The 17,493-nt window shown below is 71.9% G+C and carries 15 protein-coding genes; 8 read left to right on the top strand and 7 right to left on the bottom strand.

Annotated elements, in window-relative coordinates:
* Window positions 1–30 precede the first annotated feature (30 nt).
* The 5 genes from KKR89_RS15675 (at window position 31) to KKR89_RS15695 (ending at window position 7,502) form a co-directional block, all read left to right on the top strand.
* The gene (locus KKR89_RS15675) at window positions 31–2,295 is read left to right on the top strand and encodes an LLM class flavin-dependent oxidoreductase (RefSeq protein ID WP_208196259.1); all 2,265 of its coding nucleotides are present in this window, start codon (window positions 31–33) and stop codon (window positions 2,293–2,295) included.
* A 199-nt stretch (window positions 2,296–2,494) separates the two neighbouring features.
* Window positions 2,495–5,008 (top strand): TIR domain-containing protein, encoded by a 2,514-nt coding sequence (locus tag KKR89_RS15680; protein ID WP_208196260.1) that lies wholly within the window; start codon window positions 2,495–2,497, stop codon window positions 5,006–5,008.
* A 511-nt stretch (window positions 5,009–5,519) separates the two neighbouring features.
* The gene (locus KKR89_RS15685; protein ID WP_208196261.1) at window positions 5,520–6,248 is read left to right on the top strand and encodes a hypothetical protein; all 729 of its coding nucleotides are present in this window, start codon (window positions 5,520–5,522) and stop codon (window positions 6,246–6,248) included.
* 697 nt (window positions 6,249–6,945) lie between these two features.
* Window positions 6,946–7,140 (top strand): hypothetical protein, encoded by a 195-nt coding sequence (locus KKR89_RS15690; RefSeq protein WP_208196262.1) that lies wholly within the window; start codon window positions 6,946–6,948, stop codon window positions 7,138–7,140.
* A 173-nt stretch (window positions 7,141–7,313) separates the two neighbouring features.
* Window positions 7,314–7,502: a hypothetical protein gene (locus KKR89_RS15695; RefSeq protein WP_208196263.1), complete on the top strand. Its 189-nt coding sequence runs from the start codon at window positions 7,314–7,316 to the stop codon at window positions 7,500–7,502.
* A gap of 190 nt (window positions 7,503–7,692) precedes the next feature.
* On the opposite strand, the gene KKR89_RS15700 is transcribed toward KKR89_RS15695, so the two are convergent.
* The 3 genes from KKR89_RS15700 to KKR89_RS15710 form a co-directional block, all read right to left on the bottom strand.
* Window positions 7,693–8,754, bottom strand: a complete 1,062-nt coding sequence (locus KKR89_RS15700) for an aspartate-semialdehyde dehydrogenase (RefSeq protein ID WP_208196264.1) — start codon at window positions 8,752–8,754, stop codon at window positions 7,693–7,695.
* 1 nt (window position 8,755) lies between these two features.
* Entirely contained in the window at window positions 8,756–10,021 is a 1,266-nt protein-coding gene (locus KKR89_RS15705; RefSeq protein ID WP_208196265.1) for an aspartate kinase, read from the bottom strand.
* 134 nt (window positions 10,022–10,155) lie between these two features.
* A complete protein-coding gene (locus tag KKR89_RS15710; RefSeq protein ID WP_208196266.1) occupies window positions 10,156–11,133 on the bottom strand; it encodes an ornithine cyclodeaminase family protein in 978 nt (325 codons plus the stop codon).
* A 225-nt stretch (window positions 11,134–11,358) separates the two neighbouring features.
* Here KKR89_RS15710 and KKR89_RS15715 point away from each other — a divergent pair, with 225 nt between their 5' ends.
* Window positions 11,359–12,648: a cellulose binding domain-containing protein gene (locus tag KKR89_RS15715; protein ID WP_208196267.1), complete on the top strand. Its 1,290-nt coding sequence runs from the start codon at window positions 11,359–11,361 to the stop codon at window positions 12,646–12,648.
* Window positions 12,649–12,723: 75 nt separating this feature from the next.
* Here KKR89_RS15715 and KKR89_RS15720 read toward each other — a convergent pair whose 3' ends face one another.
* Window positions 12,724–13,191, bottom strand: a complete 468-nt coding sequence (locus KKR89_RS15720; RefSeq protein WP_208196268.1) for a DUF4395 domain-containing protein — start codon at window positions 13,189–13,191, stop codon at window positions 12,724–12,726.
* A 66-nt stretch (window positions 13,192–13,257) separates the two neighbouring features.
* Complete coding sequence (locus KKR89_RS15725) at window positions 13,258–13,761, bottom strand: thioredoxin family protein (RefSeq protein WP_208196269.1); 504 nt, start codon at window positions 13,759–13,761, stop codon at window positions 13,258–13,260.
* A 162-nt stretch (window positions 13,762–13,923) separates the two neighbouring features.
* On the opposite strand from KKR89_RS15725, the gene KKR89_RS15730 reads away from it, so the two are divergent.
* Entirely contained in the window at window positions 13,924–14,967 is a 1,044-nt protein-coding gene (locus KKR89_RS15730; RefSeq protein ID WP_208196270.1) for an ABC transporter ATP-binding protein, read from the top strand.
* On the top strand, window positions 14,964–16,115 hold the full coding sequence (locus tag KKR89_RS15735; RefSeq protein WP_208196271.1) for an ABC transporter permease: 1,152 nt from the start codon (window positions 14,964–14,966) through the stop codon (window positions 16,113–16,115). Before KKR89_RS15730 ends, KKR89_RS15735 begins: the two co-directional genes overlap by 4 nt.
* Before the next feature lie 117 nt (window positions 16,116–16,232).
* Here KKR89_RS15735 and KKR89_RS15740 read toward each other — a convergent pair whose 3' ends face one another.
* Both KKR89_RS15740 and recR read right to left on the bottom strand, forming a co-directional pair.
* The gene (locus tag KKR89_RS15740; RefSeq protein ID WP_208196272.1) at window positions 16,233–16,814 is read right to left on the bottom strand and encodes a DUF5063 domain-containing protein; all 582 of its coding nucleotides are present in this window, start codon (window positions 16,812–16,814) and stop codon (window positions 16,233–16,235) included.
* Between the two features lie 25 nt (window positions 16,815–16,839).
* Entirely contained in the window at window positions 16,840–17,439 is a 600-nt protein-coding gene (gene recR, locus KKR89_RS15745) for a recombination mediator RecR (RefSeq protein WP_208196273.1), read from the bottom strand.
* Window positions 17,440–17,493 lie beyond the last annotated feature (54 nt).

A 17,493-nucleotide genomic window follows, 5' to 3' on the forward strand; every position in this document is an offset into this window, starting at 1 on the left:
CTACCCACTACACGACCTGGAGGAGACGTCATGACCGACTACGGGCACGAGCTGCGGTTCGGCACGTTCCTCACCCCGCAGAACGCCGACCCGCAGGCGTCGGTCGAGCTGGCGGTGCTCACCGAGGACGCCGGGCTCGACCTCGTGACGTTCCAGGACCACCCGTACCAGCCGTCGTTCCTCGACACGTGGACGCTGCTCTCCTACGTCGCCGCACGGACCCGGCGCGTGCACCTGTCCGGCAACGTGCTCAACGTGCCGATGCGCCCGCCGGCCGTCCTCGCGCGGGCGGCCGCGAGCCTCGACCTGCTCTCCGGCGGGCGCGTCGAGCTGGGCCTGGGCGCGGGCGCCTTCTGGGACGCGATCGAGGCCATGGGCGTCCCGCGACTCACGCCCGGCGAGGCCGTCGACGCCCTCGACGAGGCGATCGACGTCATCCGCGCGCTGTGGGACACCGACGGGCGCGGCCCGCTGCGCGTCGACGGGGACCACCACCGGCTCGCGGGCGCCAAGCGCGGACCGGCCCCGGCGCACGACATCGGCATCTGGGTCGGCGCGTTGAAGCCGCGCATGCTGCGGCTCATCGGGCGCAAGGCCGACGGCTGGCTGCCGTCGCTGGCGTACCTCCAGCCCGGCGACCTGGGCCGCGGCAACGCGACCATCGACGAGTCCGCCGCCGGGGCCGGGCGCGACCCGCGCGAGATCCGCCGCCTGCTGAACATCGGCGGACGCTTCACGCCGGCGCCCGGCGGCGGCCTCGACGGCCCGCCCGAGCAGTGGGTCGACGCGCTCACCCGGTACGCGCTCGAGGACGGCATCGGCACGTTCGTCCTGGCCACGGACGACCCGGGGACGATCCGCACGTTCGCCGAGCAGGTCGCGCCCGCGGTGCGCGACGCGGTCGCGGCCGAGCGGGCGACGTCCGGCACCGCCGCCGGCCCGGTCCGCAGCGCGGCCGCGCTCGCGAAGCGCGCCGACGGCATCGCGTACGACACGGTCCCGGCCGACGTCACCGCCGTCGAGCCCGGCGACCGCGCGTACACGGCGCTGCGCTCGACGTACATGCGGCGCGGCGCGCCCGGCGTCGTCCTGCTCCCCCGCACGACGCCCCAGGTGGTCGACGCGCTCGGCTGGGCGCGCGAGCAGCACGGCCCGCTGGCCGTGCGCTCCGGCGGCCACGGCATCTCGGGCCGCTCGACGAACGACGGCGGCGTCCTGCTCGACGTCGGCGCGCTCGACGAGGTGACGGTCGTCGACGAGGCGACGCGACGCGTCCGGCTGGGCGCCGGCGCGACGTGGGGCAAGGTCGCCGCGACGCTCGCACCGCGCGGGTGGGCGATCTCGTCCGGGGACTACGGCGGCGTGGGCGTCGGGGGCCTGGCGACCACGGGCGGCATCGGGCTGCTCGGGCGGTCGTACGGACTGACGATCGACCACGTCGTCGCGTACGAGGTGGTCACGGCCGACGGCACCGTGCACGTGGTGGACGCGCAGCGCGAGCCCGAGCTGTTCTGGGGGCTGCGCGGTGCGGGCGGCAACCTGGGCGTCGTCACCTGGGTCGAGATCGAGGCGGCCGAGGTGCCGGACGTCGTGTACGCGACCATGACGTTCGACGCGTCGGACCCCGTCCGGCTCGTCGAGCGCTGGAGCCGCACCGTGCGGGACGCGCCGCGGCAGCTCACGAGCTTCCTGCACCTGCAGGCCGGCGGCGGCGGGCGCCAGCCGCTCGCGCAGGCCATGACCGTGTGGGCCGACGACGACACGACGTCGGCGGTCACCGTGCTCGAGGAGCTGCTCGGTGCCGGGCCCGTGCTCGACCAGCGCGCGTCGCTGACGCCGTACTCGGGCGTCGTCGGGCCCGTCGCTAAGCACCACGACGGCGGTGCGCCGCCCGTCACCCGGTCCGGGCTGCTGCCGACCATGACGCCCGCCGCCGCGGCGGACCTCGGGGCGCTGCTCGGCTCGGGCGAGGCGGGGCTCATGCAGCTGCGCGCCACGGGCGGCGCGGGCAACGACGTCGCGCCCGACGCCACGGCGTACGCGCACCGGCACCAGGAGCTCGTCGTCAGCGCCTTCGCGGGCCGCACGCGCCGCGCGGGACTCGACGACGCGTGGGACCGCCTCGCCCACCCGCACATGGACGGCCTCTACCTGTCCTTCGAGACCGACCCGCGCGCCGAGCGCCTGCTCGACGCGTTCCCGCCGCTCACGCTCGACCGGCTGCGCGCGCTCAAGCGCACGTACGACCCCGACCACGTGTTCGACCAGAACTTCCCGATCGACCCGCGGGGGTAGGCGCGGCGAACTCACCGCCGGCTCGGGCCAAGAGACTCACGGCGCAGCCCCCGGGACTACACCGTTCGGTCGCCTGGACGGCTTCCCTGTGCAGCACGAACCACCGCCGATACCTAGCGCGAAGCGTCAGAAACCTGGCAATATCCGATCAGCTCGGCCAAGCCACGGCCCGCGCGCTCACCACTGATCGGAGTAAGCCGTGATTCGAGCCTTCTTCTCATACTCGCACTCCGATGCGAAATTGGTCAACGCAGTGGCCGCGCAAGTAGGCCGACCATTCGTCTTGCTCGACACGAGGGCCTTCACGGGTGGCGACGAGTTGCTCGAGGGCATGGAGGACCTCGCCGCCGAGTCTAGCGTCTACGTGCTATTTGCTAGTCGTGACGCGCTCAAGTCGGCGTGGGTCTCCTTCGAGCAGAACGAGGCGCATTATCACGTGGCAACGCGCCGCATAAAGCGGGTGATCGTAGTCCAACTTGACCAGTCCCGAGCTATCTCAGAGTTTCCCCTGTGGCTGCGTCGCAGCAAATTTGTAACAAGTTCGTCGCCGCGTCCAATAGCCAGGGCAATCCGGGCTGCAATAGATGAGCTCGTGCAGGAAGAGCAGCATCGAATCTTTGTTGGCCGCGCCCATGAGACCTCAAGCCTCCAGTCTGCGGTCGTGCCTATCGATCACGATGCATCGGTGCCGATTGTCGCCATCCGAGGACTCCCCGGCATTGGCCGGCGGACGCTGCTGGAGCGCGTGGCGCGCGACTCGCTCTCTTTTGCGCGGATACTGACGCTGCGAATTGAGTCGGGCGACACCATAAACTCGATCGCCATTAAGTGTGCCGACCTAGTTGACGGATACGCGTCGGCCGCGGATGCCGTCGCTGCCGCAAGACGCTACGAGGAAATCAGCGCGGATGAAGCCCTTGCAGAAACCACACGACTGATCGAGAAGGCCGCAGGGCTTGGCGAGTTGGTGGTTCTATACGACGATGGAGGCCTTCTCGACAACTCTGGCCGCCCATCTCCGGCCGTGCACCAACTGCTATCCGCACTTGCGCTGCAACCAGACCTTACCGCCGCAATCATCACGAATAGACGCCCTCGCCTTGACTCGATATCTATCGCGCCTCCGCCGATCGTTGACGTGGCACCGCTAAGCACGCACGAAACACGCCAACTGATCGCTCTGCTGGCGCGCGATAAGAATGTTGATCTGCGAACTACCGACGCTGCTCGCCTCGCGGACCAGGTTGCTGGATATCCGCCGGCCGCGACTGCCGCAGTCAGCATGGCCGCCACATATGGCCCGGCCATTGCAGGCGCATCTGTTTCATCACAGTATCAACCGCGACCTCTCCACCGATATCTGGCGCAGATTAAGTTGGAGCAGGACGAGGCTCGACTCCTCCGGTTTCTCGCTGCGAACAGCCCACTGCCGATTAGCGTCCTTCTCGCTGTGACCGGACCGAGCGCCGAGCTCAACACCGCCCTAGCGAAATTGATCGACGCGTCACTGGTTTCCCCGGTCCGCGGGACCGACTGGTACGAGATCAGTGAGCCCGTAGTGGACTTCGTTAGTCGCGAGTACCCAGCACTCAGTATCGCGGAGTACAGAGCCGTGGCAGAAGCGCTAGGGAAATCGCTAGAACTATCCGGCGAGCCCGGCCCATACATCGATCTCTCACGTGTCTACTATCGCGCGTTGGCTCGCGCAGGCGAGGAGTCGCGCCCGCTCGCGTTGGCGCTTGTCTCGGACTGGCTTAGCCTGGCAGAGCAGTTCTACCACGACCGAGACTACGAACGGGCGCGAGCGCACGCGGCTCTCGCTGACGTGGCGAACCGCTCGTTGGAGTCTCTGACTTGGCTGGTAAAGAGTGACGTCAAGCTTGGCGAGTTCGCCCCCGCGCAGGAGTCGATAAATGAGTTAAAGAAACTGGGCGAACTCAAGGAGGCGCTGTTCCTTGCCGGATTTCTTGAGCGACACCGAGGTCAACACCGCGAGGCAATAAAGCAGTATGAAGCGGCGCGCCGGGCGGGCCGGGGCGGGCTAGCCCTCGAACGCGACTTGGCAGAGTGCTACCTGCATGTCGGGGACCTCGATAATGCGGCAAAGCGAATTGCCGCAGCCCAAGAGAAACAACCAGACAACGCATACGTGGTCAGCCTGAGAATCAAGATCGCCTGCCTGACGCGTGACGAGACTACCGCGAGGGGCCTTCTAGATCTCTTGCATGCGGTGGATGCGCCAGCGTTTGCGAACCACAGGCAATCACGGGTTGAACTCGCCTTTGGAGACAAAGAGGCTGCATACAGATATGCACGCCTTGCGGTTGACGGGGCTGATCGGCCCCCAATTGAGGCCTTCTCAAATCTGGCGCTCTGCGAACTGCGCACGGATCGTGTCAGCGATGCATCTGTGACGATTCAGAGGATCGGTAAGGTGTATCGCGGCCTTCGAGCGGATGTGCAGCACGGTTTGCAGGCGCGGCTAGCCATCGCGGAAGGAAGGCACGACGACGCACTGGGAATCACCACCAAACTCATAAAATCTGGAGGCCTGACCAGTTTTGCCCTGCGTCGGGATGCGCTTCGGGCTTCACTGATTGGGTCACACGTGGGCGCTGAAGAGCGCGACCAGCGAGAGAAGGAGATATCTGCGCTCGAGGTGAAGCTCAATTCCACCCGTTGGGACTCCACCGAATGGGACTTGGATGATTGATGGCGCCGCGTGGGTAGGCGAGGGAGTCGAAAGACTTGTGGGTCATGGCGCTACCGGGGTCATCTGGGCATCTGCGGCGGGCCCCGCCGAGCCGCACGCCCGCCTGGGGCTCGTGCTCGCTGAAGACGCCGACCAGCACGTCGAGTTCCTCATCTGGATGAAATCGACGACCGGCGCGTCGTAGACCACCGACCACTGCCCGCACCAGGGAGTCGTCCGGGTCAGCTAATCGCGGAGAAAGGCGCGCGCCGAGTCCTCGGCAGGCGTGCGCCAGGGTAAGGCGCGGCACGCGACGAACAGGTCGGTCGCCCGCGCGAGTACGACGCTGCGCGCATCAACCGTCGCGACGTCCACTGCTGCCCTCCGGCCCGGCCGTGTCCCCGGCCCCTCCGACAGGTATCCAGCGGTCTCGGTGGAGCCTTGGGGTGCCCTGCTGTGTTCCTCCGAATGCGGTTGCTCGACGCGAGCGCTACTCCCACCAGCTGTCGGCGTCGGCCACTACCCTCCAGTCATGGCGACCGACAACCCCGCTGGGCGGCTGCACGCGCTCCTGACCGAGTTCCAGGAGCATGCGCACGAGAACCGATCGATCACCCATACGTGGGCGCTAACGCTGGATTGCGACCCGAGCGAGGTCGTTGTCGCGCTCGGCGAGGTGGCAGGGCTCCTGGCGGACATACGTCGCGTAGTTGGGCGGATCGATTCGCCCGGTGCGACAGAACTCCTGCTGCACTTTGGGGAGAAGTGGGCTGGCGTGATCTTCACCCCCGATCGCAACATGACGCAGGGCTCCCACGGCCTGGTGACTCACGCAGAATTAGCCGCCCTCGCAGGCCTGTCGGCGCTGCTGTCCAGCACAGCGTCCGAAGGTGCCGTGGTCGATATGAAGGTCACCGCCGAACTGCGCTCAACTCTGCTTGACGTCCTGCAGGAAGTACGAGCCGACTCAGGACTTCCCGCTGACCTACGCGCTATCCTGGTGGCTCGCATTCACGACATGCTGTGGGCCATCGACCATCTGGCGACCGTCGGGGCGGATGGCGTCAAAGCGGCCGCAGAACGGCTAGCCGGGGCGCTCGCCATCCGACCCAACTCCGCAGATAAGCAGCACCCGATTGTGGCCAAGGTTCTGTCCGCCGCGGGGAAGGCTTGGACTTTCTTCACGATGGGCCCGAAGGTGCAGCAGTCCCTGGAGGGATGGAACGGAATCGTCGGCCAGATCGGGCCCGGAAGCGCATGAACGGTCGTCATCTCACAGTGGCGCTGGTGACATTGCGCGTCACCTGGTGGACCTCTATCGCATCATGAGGGCCGCAGGTTACCTAAGCAGGAGTTCAAGAGACCCGGGATCCCTCCGTGGAGGCGTACACGTGAGTGTCCCTCTCAGGTGAGGATTAATCGCCGCGCCACCGTGACGTCCTCAACGCTCCCGTCGAGCCTTGCCCGCGCTTCCGGGCGGTCAGCGCAGGACCCGTCGCGCGAGGATCTCGGCCCACTCCACATCCGGCGTGGTCGCAGAGGTAGTCAGGAGGCACGCAGTGCTACGCGTCGGCCAGCTTTAGCCCCAGGAGCGCGCGGGGCAGATGGTCCTCGACGGGGAGGCGCTGCATATCCCCCCGGGCACGGCCGGGACCGGCGCGCTGCACGCCGCGCTGTGGGGCGCCGGGTACGTGTGAGGACGTCGAGGCGCTCAGCGCGCTGCGGGACCTCGAGCCTGGGGAGACGAAGAGCCGCGCGGGACAGATGATCCTCGACGGCGAGACGCTCCCCCGTCGCCCCGGGGGGTCCGGCCGCGACGCCGCCGAGCGGAGGGTGACGCCGGTCGGAGCCTGCCCCTCGGCTCACGGAGGTGGGTCCACCTGTCCCGGGGACTGACCCCGGAGCATCTGCGACGAAGCCCGCGGCAGCCGGCCAGGGCCCGACCAACGGGAGGGGTGGTGCGACACGAGCGGACGGGCAGCCACGGCTCGGCCACGGACGGGGCGGAGCCGCGGGCCTGGACGGACGTGCCCGGGTCGGGCGCGCGGACGGCACGCATCGACTCCTCGGCGCGGCTCGCGACGGTACTCGCCGTCGGTGGCGCCGCGTGGGCGCTGCTGACCCTTCCCCTCGTCGCCACGGGGTGGTCGTGACCCGTCGTCGACACCCTCGCCGGGGTCGAGCCGTACTGCAGCGTCGGGGCGTGGGTGGGCGGCCCGTACGCCGTCGTCGGCGCGCTGGCCGCGTTGTCGTTCCTCGCCATCGCCGTGACCCTGCTCGTGGGGCCCTGGCCGTCGCGACGCTCACCGACGCCGTTGTGATACCCGTGAGCTACCTCGGCGCCGACGAGGCCTCACCGCTGCACGCGTGGTGGGGCGCCGAGGCCGTCGTGCTCGGTGCTGTGGCGGTCGTCGCCGCATTCACCGCGGGCCCCGGGAGTCGGCGCCGCGTGCGGGCGCTGCTCGCGTGCTCGCCGGCCGTCTTGTTTGCGGGGATGCTCGCGCTCGGGTATTAGCCGCACGGGTGCCTGGCGGCGTTCGGCGTCGCCGTGCTGGCGCGCTGGGACCGGGCGTCAGCCGCCGGGCTGCCGCGCGTACGTGAGGGGCTCCCCGGAACCACCTGCCCGGGTCGTCCGTGACGACCGGTCGCCCGACGAGGCCGGCCCGGCCCCGACATCGCGGGGACGGACCGGCCTCATGGAGCGGTCAGGCGGGGGTGATCGCGAAGCGGCGGGTGGCCAGGACCTCGGCGATCTGGACCGCGTTGAGCGCGGCGCCCTTGCGCAGGTTGTCGTTGCTGATGAACAGCGCGAGGCCGCGGCCCTCGGGGGCACCCTCGTCCTGCCGGATGCGGCCGACGAACGACGGGTCCTGACCGGCGGCGACCAGCGGCGTCGGGACCTCGGCGAGCTGCACGCCCGGTGCCGTCGCCAGCAGCTCGGTCGCGCGCTCGACGGAGATCGAGCGCTCGAACTCCGCGTTGACGCTCAGCGAGTGACCCGTGAAGACCGGCACGCGCACGCACGTGCCCGAGACCAGCAGGTCCGGGACGTCGAGGATCTTGCGCGACTCGTGCCGCAGCTTCTGCTCCTCGTCGGTCTCGTGCAGGCCGTCCTCGACGATCGACCCCGCGAGCGGGATGACGTCGAACGCGATCGGCGCGACGTACTTCACGGGCGACGGGAACGCGACGGCCCCGCCGTCCTGCACGAGCGCCAGCGTGTCCTGCTCGACCGCCGCACGGACCTGGGAGTCGAGCTCCTGGGCACCGGCCAGGCCGGAGCCCGACACCGCCTGGTACGTCGAGACGACGAGCCGGCGCAGACCCGCCTCGTCGTGCAGCACCTTGAGGACCGGCATCGCGGCCATCGTCGTGCAGTTGGGGTTCGCGACGATCCCGATCTCGATGTCGTCGAGCGCCTCGGGGTTCACCTCGGACACCACGAGCGGCACCCGCGGGTCCCGGCGCCACGCCGAGGAGTTGTCGACGACGATCGCACCGGCGGCGGCGAACCGCGGCGCGTGCTCCTTGGACGTCGCGCCGCCCGCGGAGAACAGGGCGATGTCGATGCCGGACAGGTCCGCCGTCACGACGTCCTCGACGACGACGTCGTCACCGCGCCACGGCAGCGTCGTCCCCGCCGAGCGGGCCGACGCGAAGTAGCGGATGGACGCGACGGGGAAGTCCCGCTCGTCCAGCAGGCGGCGCATCACGGCGCCGACCTGACCGGTCGCCCCGACGACCGCGATCCTCAGACCCTGCGCCACGTCAGCGCCCCGTCCCGCCGTACACGACGGCCTCGGTGTCCTCGGCGTCCAGGTCGAACGCCGTGTGCACGGCCCGCACCGCGTCGTCGAGCGAGTCGGCGCGGGTGACGACGGAGATGCGGATCTCCGACGTCGAGATCATCTCGATGTTGATGCCGGCCTCCGACAGCGCGGCGAAGAGCTTCGCGGACACGCCCGGGTGCGACTTCATGCCGGCGCCGACGAGCGACAGCTTGCCGATCGTGTCGTCGAACTGCAGCGACTGGAAGCCGATCGTCGGCTGGTCCGTCGTCAGCGCGGACGTCGCACGGGCGCCGTCGCTCGCGGGCAGCGTGAAGGAGATGTCCGTCTGGCCGGTCGCCGCGATGGACACGTTCTGCACGATCATGTCGATGTTCACGCCGGCGTTGGCGATGACCTCGAAGATGCGCGCGGCCTTGCCGGGCACGTCGGGCACGCCGACGACGGTGATCTTGGCCTCGCTGCGGTCGTGCGCGACGCCCGCGATGATCGGCTGCTCCATGGTGGGGTCCTCCTGGTTCGTGACGAGCGTGCCGGTGTGCGTCGAGAACGACGAGCGCACGTGCACGGGCACGTCGTACCGGCGGGCGTACTCGACGCAACGGGGCATGAGCACCTTCGCGCCGCTCGCCGCCATCTCGAGCATCTCGTCGTAGCCGATGCGGTCCAGCTTGCGGGCCGTCGGCACGATGCGGGGGTCGGCGGTGAACACGCCGTCGACGTCGGTGTAGATCTCGCACACGTCGGCCTTGAGCGCGGCGGCGAGCGCCACCGCGGTCGTGTCCGAGCCGCCGCGGCCGAGGGTCGTGACGTCGTTGGTCGTCGGGTTGACGCCCTGGAAGCCCGCGACGATCGCGACCTCACCGCGCGCGACGGTGTCCTTGATGCGGCTGGGCGACACGTCGATGATGTGCGCCTTGCCGTACACCTCGTCCGTGATGACGCCGGCCTGCTGGCCCGTGAACGACTTCGCCTCGACGCCCAGGTTGTGGATCGCCATCGCGAGCAGCGACATCGAGATGCGCTCGCCCGCGGTCAGCAGGATGTCCATCTCGCGGACCGGCGGCAGCGGTGTGACCTGCTGCGCGAGGTCGATGAGCTCGTCGGTGGTGTCACCCATGGCCGAGACGACGACCACGACGTCGTGCCCGGCCTTGCGCGTCTCGACCACCCGCTTCGCGACGCGCTTGATGCTGGCGGCGTCGGCGACGGACGAGCCACCGAACTTCTGGACGATGAGGGCCACGGCGCGAGGACTCCCGGGAGTGCGGGCAGGGACCCCGAGAGTCTAGGCCTTGCCCAGGATGCGGACCGCCGATATTCCGGATGATGGACGACGGGGCCGGCTGCAGGACAGCCCCCCACCCGCCCCGGCCGCGCTCAGGTCGCAGGCCCGTGCAGGTCGATCCGCAGCCCCAGGCCCGCCGCGCGCGCGGCCCGCGCGACATGGTGACCGGCGGTGACGTCCGCCGCCGCGAACCCGGCGCTCTTGAACACGCGGATGCCGGACCGGGGCAGCTCGCGCTCGCCGAGCTCACCGAGCTCCAGCACGTCCTGCCGCCGCAGCAGGCCGTCGGCGATCGGCCGCGAGATGTCACCAGCGCCGTCGATCCCCCCGGCACGCGTGTCGACGGCGACGACCTCGGCCGCCGCGACCGTCCGCGGGTCCAGCTCGGCAGCGCCCGGCGCGTGGCTGCCGACGCCGCAGACGAGCACGTCCGCGCCGAGCCACTCCTGGCGCACCACCGGGGACGACGACGTGGTGGCGGCGACCACGACGTCCGCACCTCGGCACGCCATTGCGGTGTCGTCGACGCCGACCACCTCGATCCCGTAGGGCGCCAGCTCACGCGTCAGGGCCGCCACGAGGGCGTCGCGACGCGGGGCCGTGCGGGACGTCACCCGCAGGGTCGTCAGCCCGGGCAGCGCCACGGCGAGCGCGAGCGCCTGCGTGCGCGCCTGGGCGCCGGCACCGATGACCGTCGCCACCGACGCGTCCGGCGGCGCCAGGTGGGTCGCGGCGATGCCCGTCATCGCCCCCGTGCGCAGATCGGTGATCACGGAGCCGTCCATGAGCACCTCGTCCCCGGTCTCGGGATCCAGGACGAGCACCAGCGCCCGGGTCGACCAGGCTCCACCGTGCGAGGCCGTGTACCAGGTCTTCACGCCGAAGCGGTCGTCACCGACCGTGCCCGGCATCACCAGGTACTCCCCTGCGGGCGCCGCGGTGGACAGCGCGACCCGCCCGGACGCGCTCGTCCGGCCCGCGACGTGCGCGCGAGCAGCCTCCAGGGTCGTCTCCATCGCCGTCGGCATGTCGAGGACGGCGCGGACGTCCGCCGCGGTGAGGACGAGCACGCGATCTCCTCGGTCGGCCGTGAGTGGCTGCGCCTGGCACCCGCCGCGTGGCTGTTCCCCGCCGCGCGAGCCGGACGGCAGCGCGTGACCGACCGGCCCTGGGGACGTTACCTGAAGCGTTTGGGCCCCTGGTCACCGGCCGTGCGCGCGAGCACTGTGACCCCGGCGCCCCCGGACGGGGTCGCGCCCGCACCATGCCGAACCACCGGCCCAGGGGGACCCCAGATGACCACACGCACCACCGCGCGGTTCCGCGCCCTCGTCGCCGGGCTCGCCGCCGCGGCGCTGGCCGCCACCGGCCTGGTGGCCGCGCTGACGCCGCCCGCGACGGCGCTCTCGCCCATCTACCAGTGCTCCGTGCAGGAGGAGAGGACGAACACCTGGTCCGGTGGGTTCGTCTCCGAGCTGACCATCATGATGTACGTCCCCGTGTCCGAGTGGACCGTGGAGTGGACGAACAGCCCCACGCAGCGCGTGACGAACACGTGGAACGCGCAGGTGTCCGGCGAGAACGGCGTCTACAGCTTCCGGAACGTCGCCTGGAACGGCAATGTCGCGGCGCAAGGCACGTTCAGCTTCGGCTTCCAGGGCACCTCGAGCGGGGCCTGGACGCGGCCGACGAACATCACGGTGAACGGCATCTACTGCATCGAGTACATGCCACCCTTCCCCAGCATGACGCCGACGTACACGACACCGGCGCCCGAGCCGACGACTCCGACGCCGACCCCCACCCGGGAGCCGACGCCCACGCCCACGCGCACGCCCACGCCCACTCCCAGCGTGACGCCGACGCCGACACCCACCCCGACGCCAAACCCCGACCCGGGCGGCTGCTCGGGCGCGTTCTGCGACGGCTTCGAGTCCCAGACCGGCACGGCCCCCGCCGCGCCGTGGACGGTCGTGCACCCGGACTGCTCGGGCACCGGCACCGCGAGCATCGACTCGTCCGTCGCCCACAGCGGCAACCGCTCGCTGCGCGTGAACGGCGCGGTCGGCTACTGCAACCACGTGTTCGTCCAGGCGTCGGGCGCCGTGTCCGGCACGGCCGGCCAGCCGACGTACGTGCGGTTCTGGGTGCGTCACACCACGGCGCTGCCGGCGTCCCACGTGACGTTCCTGGCCATGAAGGACGCCAACGACGGCAACAAGGACCTGCGCATGGGCGGCCAGAACGGCGCGCTGCAGTGGAACCGGTCGTCCGACGACGCGACCCTGCCGGAGCAGAGCCCGTCGGGCGTCGCACTGAGCAAGCCGCTGCCCACGGGTCAGTGGGCGTGCATCGAGGCGCTGGTCGACCCCGCCGGGCGTCTGACGACGTGGCTCGACGGCTCGCAGGTCACGGGCCTGGTGGCCGACGGCACTCCCACGCACGACATCGACAGCCAGTGGCACAACAAGGCGTGGACCCCCCGCCTCGTCGACCTCAGGCTCGGCTGGGAGAGCTACGGCGACGGCGCCGACACGCTCTGGTACGACGACGTCGTCGTGGCGTCGTCGCGCACGGGCTGCTGACGGCGGACCGACGAGAGGCCGACCCGGTCCCGCCGAGCGGGGCCGGGTCGACCTGCGTCGGCGTCCGGGCCCGGGTCAGACGCCGGGTCGGGCCCCGCGGGTGCGCACGCGCAGGCCCAGGAGGTAGAGCTCGCAGCCCAGGCACAGGCCGAACACCGCGTTGAGGAAGGCCGCGACGAGCGCGACCGCGGCCGCGCCGGGGACGGCCCAGGTCACGCCCAGCAGGCCCAGGACCAGGCCCAGCGCGGTGATGACGAGGCCGACGAGCTGGGCGAAGCGCGGCGGGCGGGGGTCCTCCAGGGCGGCCGGCGGTGCGAGGCGCGGGCGGACGAGGCGCTCGAACAGCCACGCCTGCCACGTCGCGCCGACGCCGCCCGACGCTCCGCGCGCGAAGCTCGCGGCGACGAGGGCGAGCAGCGCCGTGGCGAGCCGGCTGTCGCCGAGCAGCAGGACGACGACGAGCAGGACGGCGGTGAGCGCGGCGCCGACGCGCGGACCGCGCGGGTCGATGCCGGTGACGCGGGGCGTCAGGGGTGCGGACATGGGGGGGCCTCCGGGAGGACGGTTGGGGGGACGTGCGCGACCGGGGGCCCGCGGCGGGCCCGGTCGTCAGACCGCGGGGATGCCCGGACAGGTCTCGGGCGTGCCGCACGACGCGAGCGCGGCGAGCGCCTGACGGCGGTCGGTCGCGCCGGACATGCGCCCGACCAGCGCGCCGTCGTGCCCCACGACGAGGGTCGTGGGGGTGCGCATGACGCCGAACCGGCGCACGAGCTCGAGGTGCTCCGCCACGTCGAGCTCGACGTGGACGACGCCCGGCTCGTCGGCGGCGACGCCCGCGAGCACGGTGCTCGTGGCGCGGCACGCGGCGCAGACCTCGCTCGAGAGCTGCACGAACGTCGCGCGCTCGCCCAGCGCGACGCCCAGGTCGCGGGCCGTGACGACGTCCCGGCCGGTGTCGACGGAGGCGGCCGCGGAGCGCGGCCCTGGGACGGGCGCGGCGCCTGCGCGCGGCGCGCCCGTAGGGCGGAAGCGGCCGTTGCGCCCGCGCCACGCGAGGCCGAGCACGGTCGCGAGCGCGAGGACGACGAGGACGAGCAGGGCTCCCCTCATCGCGACCTCCTGCCGTACGTGCGTGGAGCGGCAGGATATCCCGACCGAGCCGGTCGGCCGGACGCCCGTCCGGCTGACGTCAGCCCGCGGTGCGACGGCCCCCGCGCCCCTGTCCCCCTGCAGGTGGACCCGCCCGCAGCGCCCGGCTCCTAGCGTGGCGCCATGCCACCCGACGCCAGCCCCGAGCAGCCCGGCGGCCCCGCACCCGCCCCCGACGCCCCGACGCCACCCGGCACCACGGGTGCGGCCCTCGCCGCCCGGGCGCACGGCATCGAGGTCACCGGCCTGCGCCGCGCGTTCGGGACCGTCAAGGCCCTCGACGGCGCGGACCTGGTCGCCCGCGCCGGTGCCGTGACCGCGCTCGTCGGGCCGAACGGCTCGGGCAAGACGACGCTGCTGCTCGTCCTCGCAGGGTTGCTCGTGCCCGACTCCGGGCAGGTGCGCATCGCCGGTCACGACCCCGTCACCGACAACGCCGGCGCCCGGGCCCGCACCGGCTGGATGCCCGACGCGTTCGGCACCTGGGACTCCCTGACGGCCCGCGAGGTCCTCGCGACCTTCGCCGACGCGTACCGCGTCGACCGCGCGACGGCCGCGGCCCGCGTCGACGAGCTCCTGGCGACCGTGCACCTGGACGAGTACGCCGACCAGCCCGCCGCCGTCCTGTCCCGCGGGCAGAAGCAGCGCCTCGGGCTGGCGCGGGCGCTCGTGCACGACCCGCAGGTGCTGCTGCTCGACGAGCCCGCGAGCGGCCTCGACCCGCGCTCGCGCGTCGACCTGCGGATCCTGCTGCGCCGGCTGGCCGACGAGGGCCGTACGGTCCTCGTGTCGTCGCACGTGCTGTCCGAGCTGGACGAGATGGCCGACGACGCCGTGTTCCTCTCGCGGGGACGCACCGTCGTCGGCATGTCGGGGGCGCAGGTCGCCGGCGGACGGCGGACGTGGCACGTGCGGTCGCTCTCGCTCGCGGCCCTGACGTCCTGGCTGGACTCGACCGGCACCGCCTACCGACCCGACGGTGCCGCGCGCGTCACCGCCGGCGACCCCGCCCCTGCGGGCGGCGTGCTCGTCGACGTCGAGGGCGAGGCGGGCGCAGCCGCGCTGCTGCGCGACGCCGTCGCCGCCGGCGTCCCCGTCGTCTCGTCGGCACCCGCCGCCGGTGCGCTCGAGCAGGCGTACCTCGCACTGGAGGAGGAGCGACGATGACCGCGACCACGAGCACCACCCCGGCCCCGGCGGCCGGTCCGTCCCCGCGCACGACCCCGGCCGTCGGCACCTGGACGCTGACCTGGCACGGCGTGCGCACCGTGGCCGCGCTCGAGCTGCGGCAGCGCGTGCGCTCGTCGCGGTGGAAGACCGCGCTGGTCGTGTGGTTCGTCGTCGTCGGCGCGATCACGCTCCTGGCCGGTGGCGTCCTGACGCTGTTCAGCGAGTCCGCCACCACCACCGACGAGGCCGGCGCCGTGCTGTTCGCCGTCGTCACGGGGCTCGTGCTGGGCCTGGGCCTGCTCGTGACGCCGACCCTGACCTCGACCGCCGTCAACGGCGACCGGGCCGCGGGGACGCTCGCGACGCTGCAGGTCACCCTCCTGTCACCGACGGAGATCGCGGCCGGCAAGCTGCTCGCCGCGTGGCTCAGCGCGTGCGCGTTCCTCGTCGTGAGCCTGCCGTTCTTCGCCATCGCCCTGGCCATGGGCGGCGTGCCCGTCGCGACGCTGCCGCGGGTCGTGGTGCTCATCGCGCTGCTGCTGGCGGCCGTGTGCGGCATGGGCCTCGGCTGGTCGACGCTCGCCGCCCGCCCGGCCGGGTCGACCGTCCTGACCTTCGTCACCGTCGCGGCGCTCACGGTGTTCACGCCCATCTTCTTCGGCCTGACCTACCCGTTCCTCAGCACCACGCAGGAGGTGCAGGTCTACGGCCCGCCGGACTCCTACTGGGAGGACCTGCAGGACGGGACGGGGAGCGCGGCCGCCGACCCCGTCTGCGAGCTGTCGGTGCAGGAGCGGTCCGTGGCCCGCACCGAGTGGACGTGGTGGCTGCTGGCCGTCAACCCGTTCGTGGTCGTCGCCGACGGCGCCGTGCCCGGGTCCGCCGCCGTCGACGAGCAGTCGATCGCGGGGATCGTCGTCACCGGTACGCTGACCGTGCGCGACCTGCGACTCGGGCAGCCGGTCCCCGTCGACGAGTGCTGGAGCGCGCAGGACCCGGGCGTGCCCGCGCGGGACGGCGCGGGGCCCGTGTGGCCGCTGGGGCTGGCGGTGAACCTGATGCTCGGGGCCACCGGGTTCGTCGTCGCCGTCCGTCGCCTGCGCACCCCGCAGCGCACCCTGCCACGCGGCACCCGCGTGGCCTGACCCCCGGCACCGCGCCGGGCCACCCACGCCGCGCGCCGGTCGCCCTCGTCCCCGCCTCCCGGTCCACTCCCCTCCGGTCGGCGGCCCGGACGTCGGCGGCCGGCGGGCGGACCAGCCTCAGGGCTGCAGCGCGTCGTACTCCGCCTCGGCCGCGACGTCGTCCTCCACGTCGAGGCGCACGTGCGCGAGGATCGTCTGGATGGCGCGCAGCGTGCTCGCAGCCCGCTCGCCCCAGTCGGACAGGTAGCTGAACTGCCACCACCACAGCGCCTCGAGGACGTGCCCGCGGTCGTGGTGCGCCAGCCCCTGGGACAGCGCGCCGACGATCGCGACGAGGTCGCCGGAGATCGTCGACTCCTCGACCTCGGGACCCAGCAGCGGGTCGACGACCTCGACGTACTCGTCGATGCCGTCGAACAGGTTCGACAGGTTGACACGCAGCGGCTCGAGGTCGGCGTCCGGGCCGACGTCGGGCTCGAAGCGCGACGGCGGCACGACGTCCGTGGTCGCACCCAGGCGCGCACCCGCCGCGAGCAGGTCGGACAGCGCGAGCAGCAGCAGCGGCAGCGATGCCTCCGGCGCGGAGCCGGCCGCGACCTCCGTGACCGTCGTGAGGAACCCGCGGGCCTCGGACGCGACCGAGTCCGCGATGTCCCGCAGGTCCGCGTCCACCGTCGGACGCCCGTCGTCGGTGCTCATGCGCTCCCCCTCGTCGTCGTGCACGTCATGCGCTCAGGCGACGACGGCCCTCGAACGCGCGGCCGAGGGTCACCTCGTCCGCGTACTCCAGGTCGCCGCCCACGGGCAGGCCGGACGCGAGCCGGCTGACCGTCAGGCCCATCGGCACGAGCAGGCGTGCCAGGTAGGTGGCCGTGGCCTCGCCCTCGACGTTCGGGTCGGTGGCGAGGATGACCTCGGTGACCGTGCCGTCGGCCAGCCGCGTCATGAGCTGGGCGATGCGCAGGTCGTCGGGCCCGACGCCGCCGATCGGGTTGATGGCGCCGCCGAGCACGTGGTACCGGCCGCGGAACTCCCGCGTCCGCTCGATCGCGACGACGTCCTTCGCCTCCTCGACGACGCAGATCGTCGTCAGCGACCGGCGCGGGTCGCGGCAGATGCGGCACTGCGGCTCCTGGGCGACGTTGCCGCAGATCTCGCAGAACTGGACGCGCAGCTTGACCTCGGTGAGGGCGTCCGCGAGGCGGCGCACGTCGCCCGGGTCCGCCGCCAGGATGTGGAACGCGATGCGCTGGGCGCTCTTGGGGCCGACCCCGGGCAGCCGCCCGAGCTCGTCGACCAGGTCCTGGATCGCGCCTTCGTACACGCCGTCAGCCTAGCCGTGCGCGGCGGTCGGACCGACGGGCCCGGCCGGTGTCGA

The sequence above is a fragment of the Cellulomonas dongxiuzhuiae genome, assembly GCF_018623035.1.
Lineage (GTDB): Bacteria > Actinomycetota > Actinomycetes > Actinomycetales > Cellulomonadaceae > Cellulomonas > Cellulomonas dongxiuzhuiae.

What these genes read in the sequence shown, in the direction of transcription:
- KKR89_RS15685 (WP_208196261.1), top strand. Translation starts at nt 5,520, where the DNA reads ATGGCGACCGACAACCCCGCTGGGCGGCTGCACGCGCTCCTGACCGAG.
- KKR89_RS15715 (WP_208196267.1), top strand. Translation starts at nt 11,359, where the DNA reads ATGACCACACGCACCACCGCGCGGTTCCGCGCCCTCGTCGCCGGGCTC.
- KKR89_RS15730 (WP_208196270.1), top strand. Translation starts at nt 13,924, where the DNA reads ATGCCACCCGACGCCAGCCCCGAGCAGCCCGGCGGCCCCGCACCCGCC.
- KKR89_RS15725 (WP_208196269.1), bottom strand. Translation starts at nt 13,761, where the DNA reads ATGAGGGGAGCCCTGCTCGTCCTCGTCGTCCTCGCGCTCGCGACCGTG.
- KKR89_RS15735 (WP_208196271.1), top strand. Translation starts at nt 14,964, where the DNA reads ATGACCGCGACCACGAGCACCACCCCGGCCCCGGCGGCCGGTCCGTCC.
- KKR89_RS15740 (WP_208196272.1), bottom strand. Translation starts at nt 16,814, where the DNA reads ATGAGCACCGACGACGGGCGTCCGACGGTGGACGCGGACCTGCGGGAC.
- KKR89_RS15675 (WP_208196259.1), top strand. Translation starts at nt 31, where the DNA reads ATGACCGACTACGGGCACGAGCTGCGGTTCGGCACGTTCCTCACCCCG.
- KKR89_RS15720 (WP_208196268.1), bottom strand. Translation starts at nt 13,191, where the DNA reads ATGTCCGCACCCCTGACGCCCCGCGTCACCGGCATCGACCCGCGCGGT.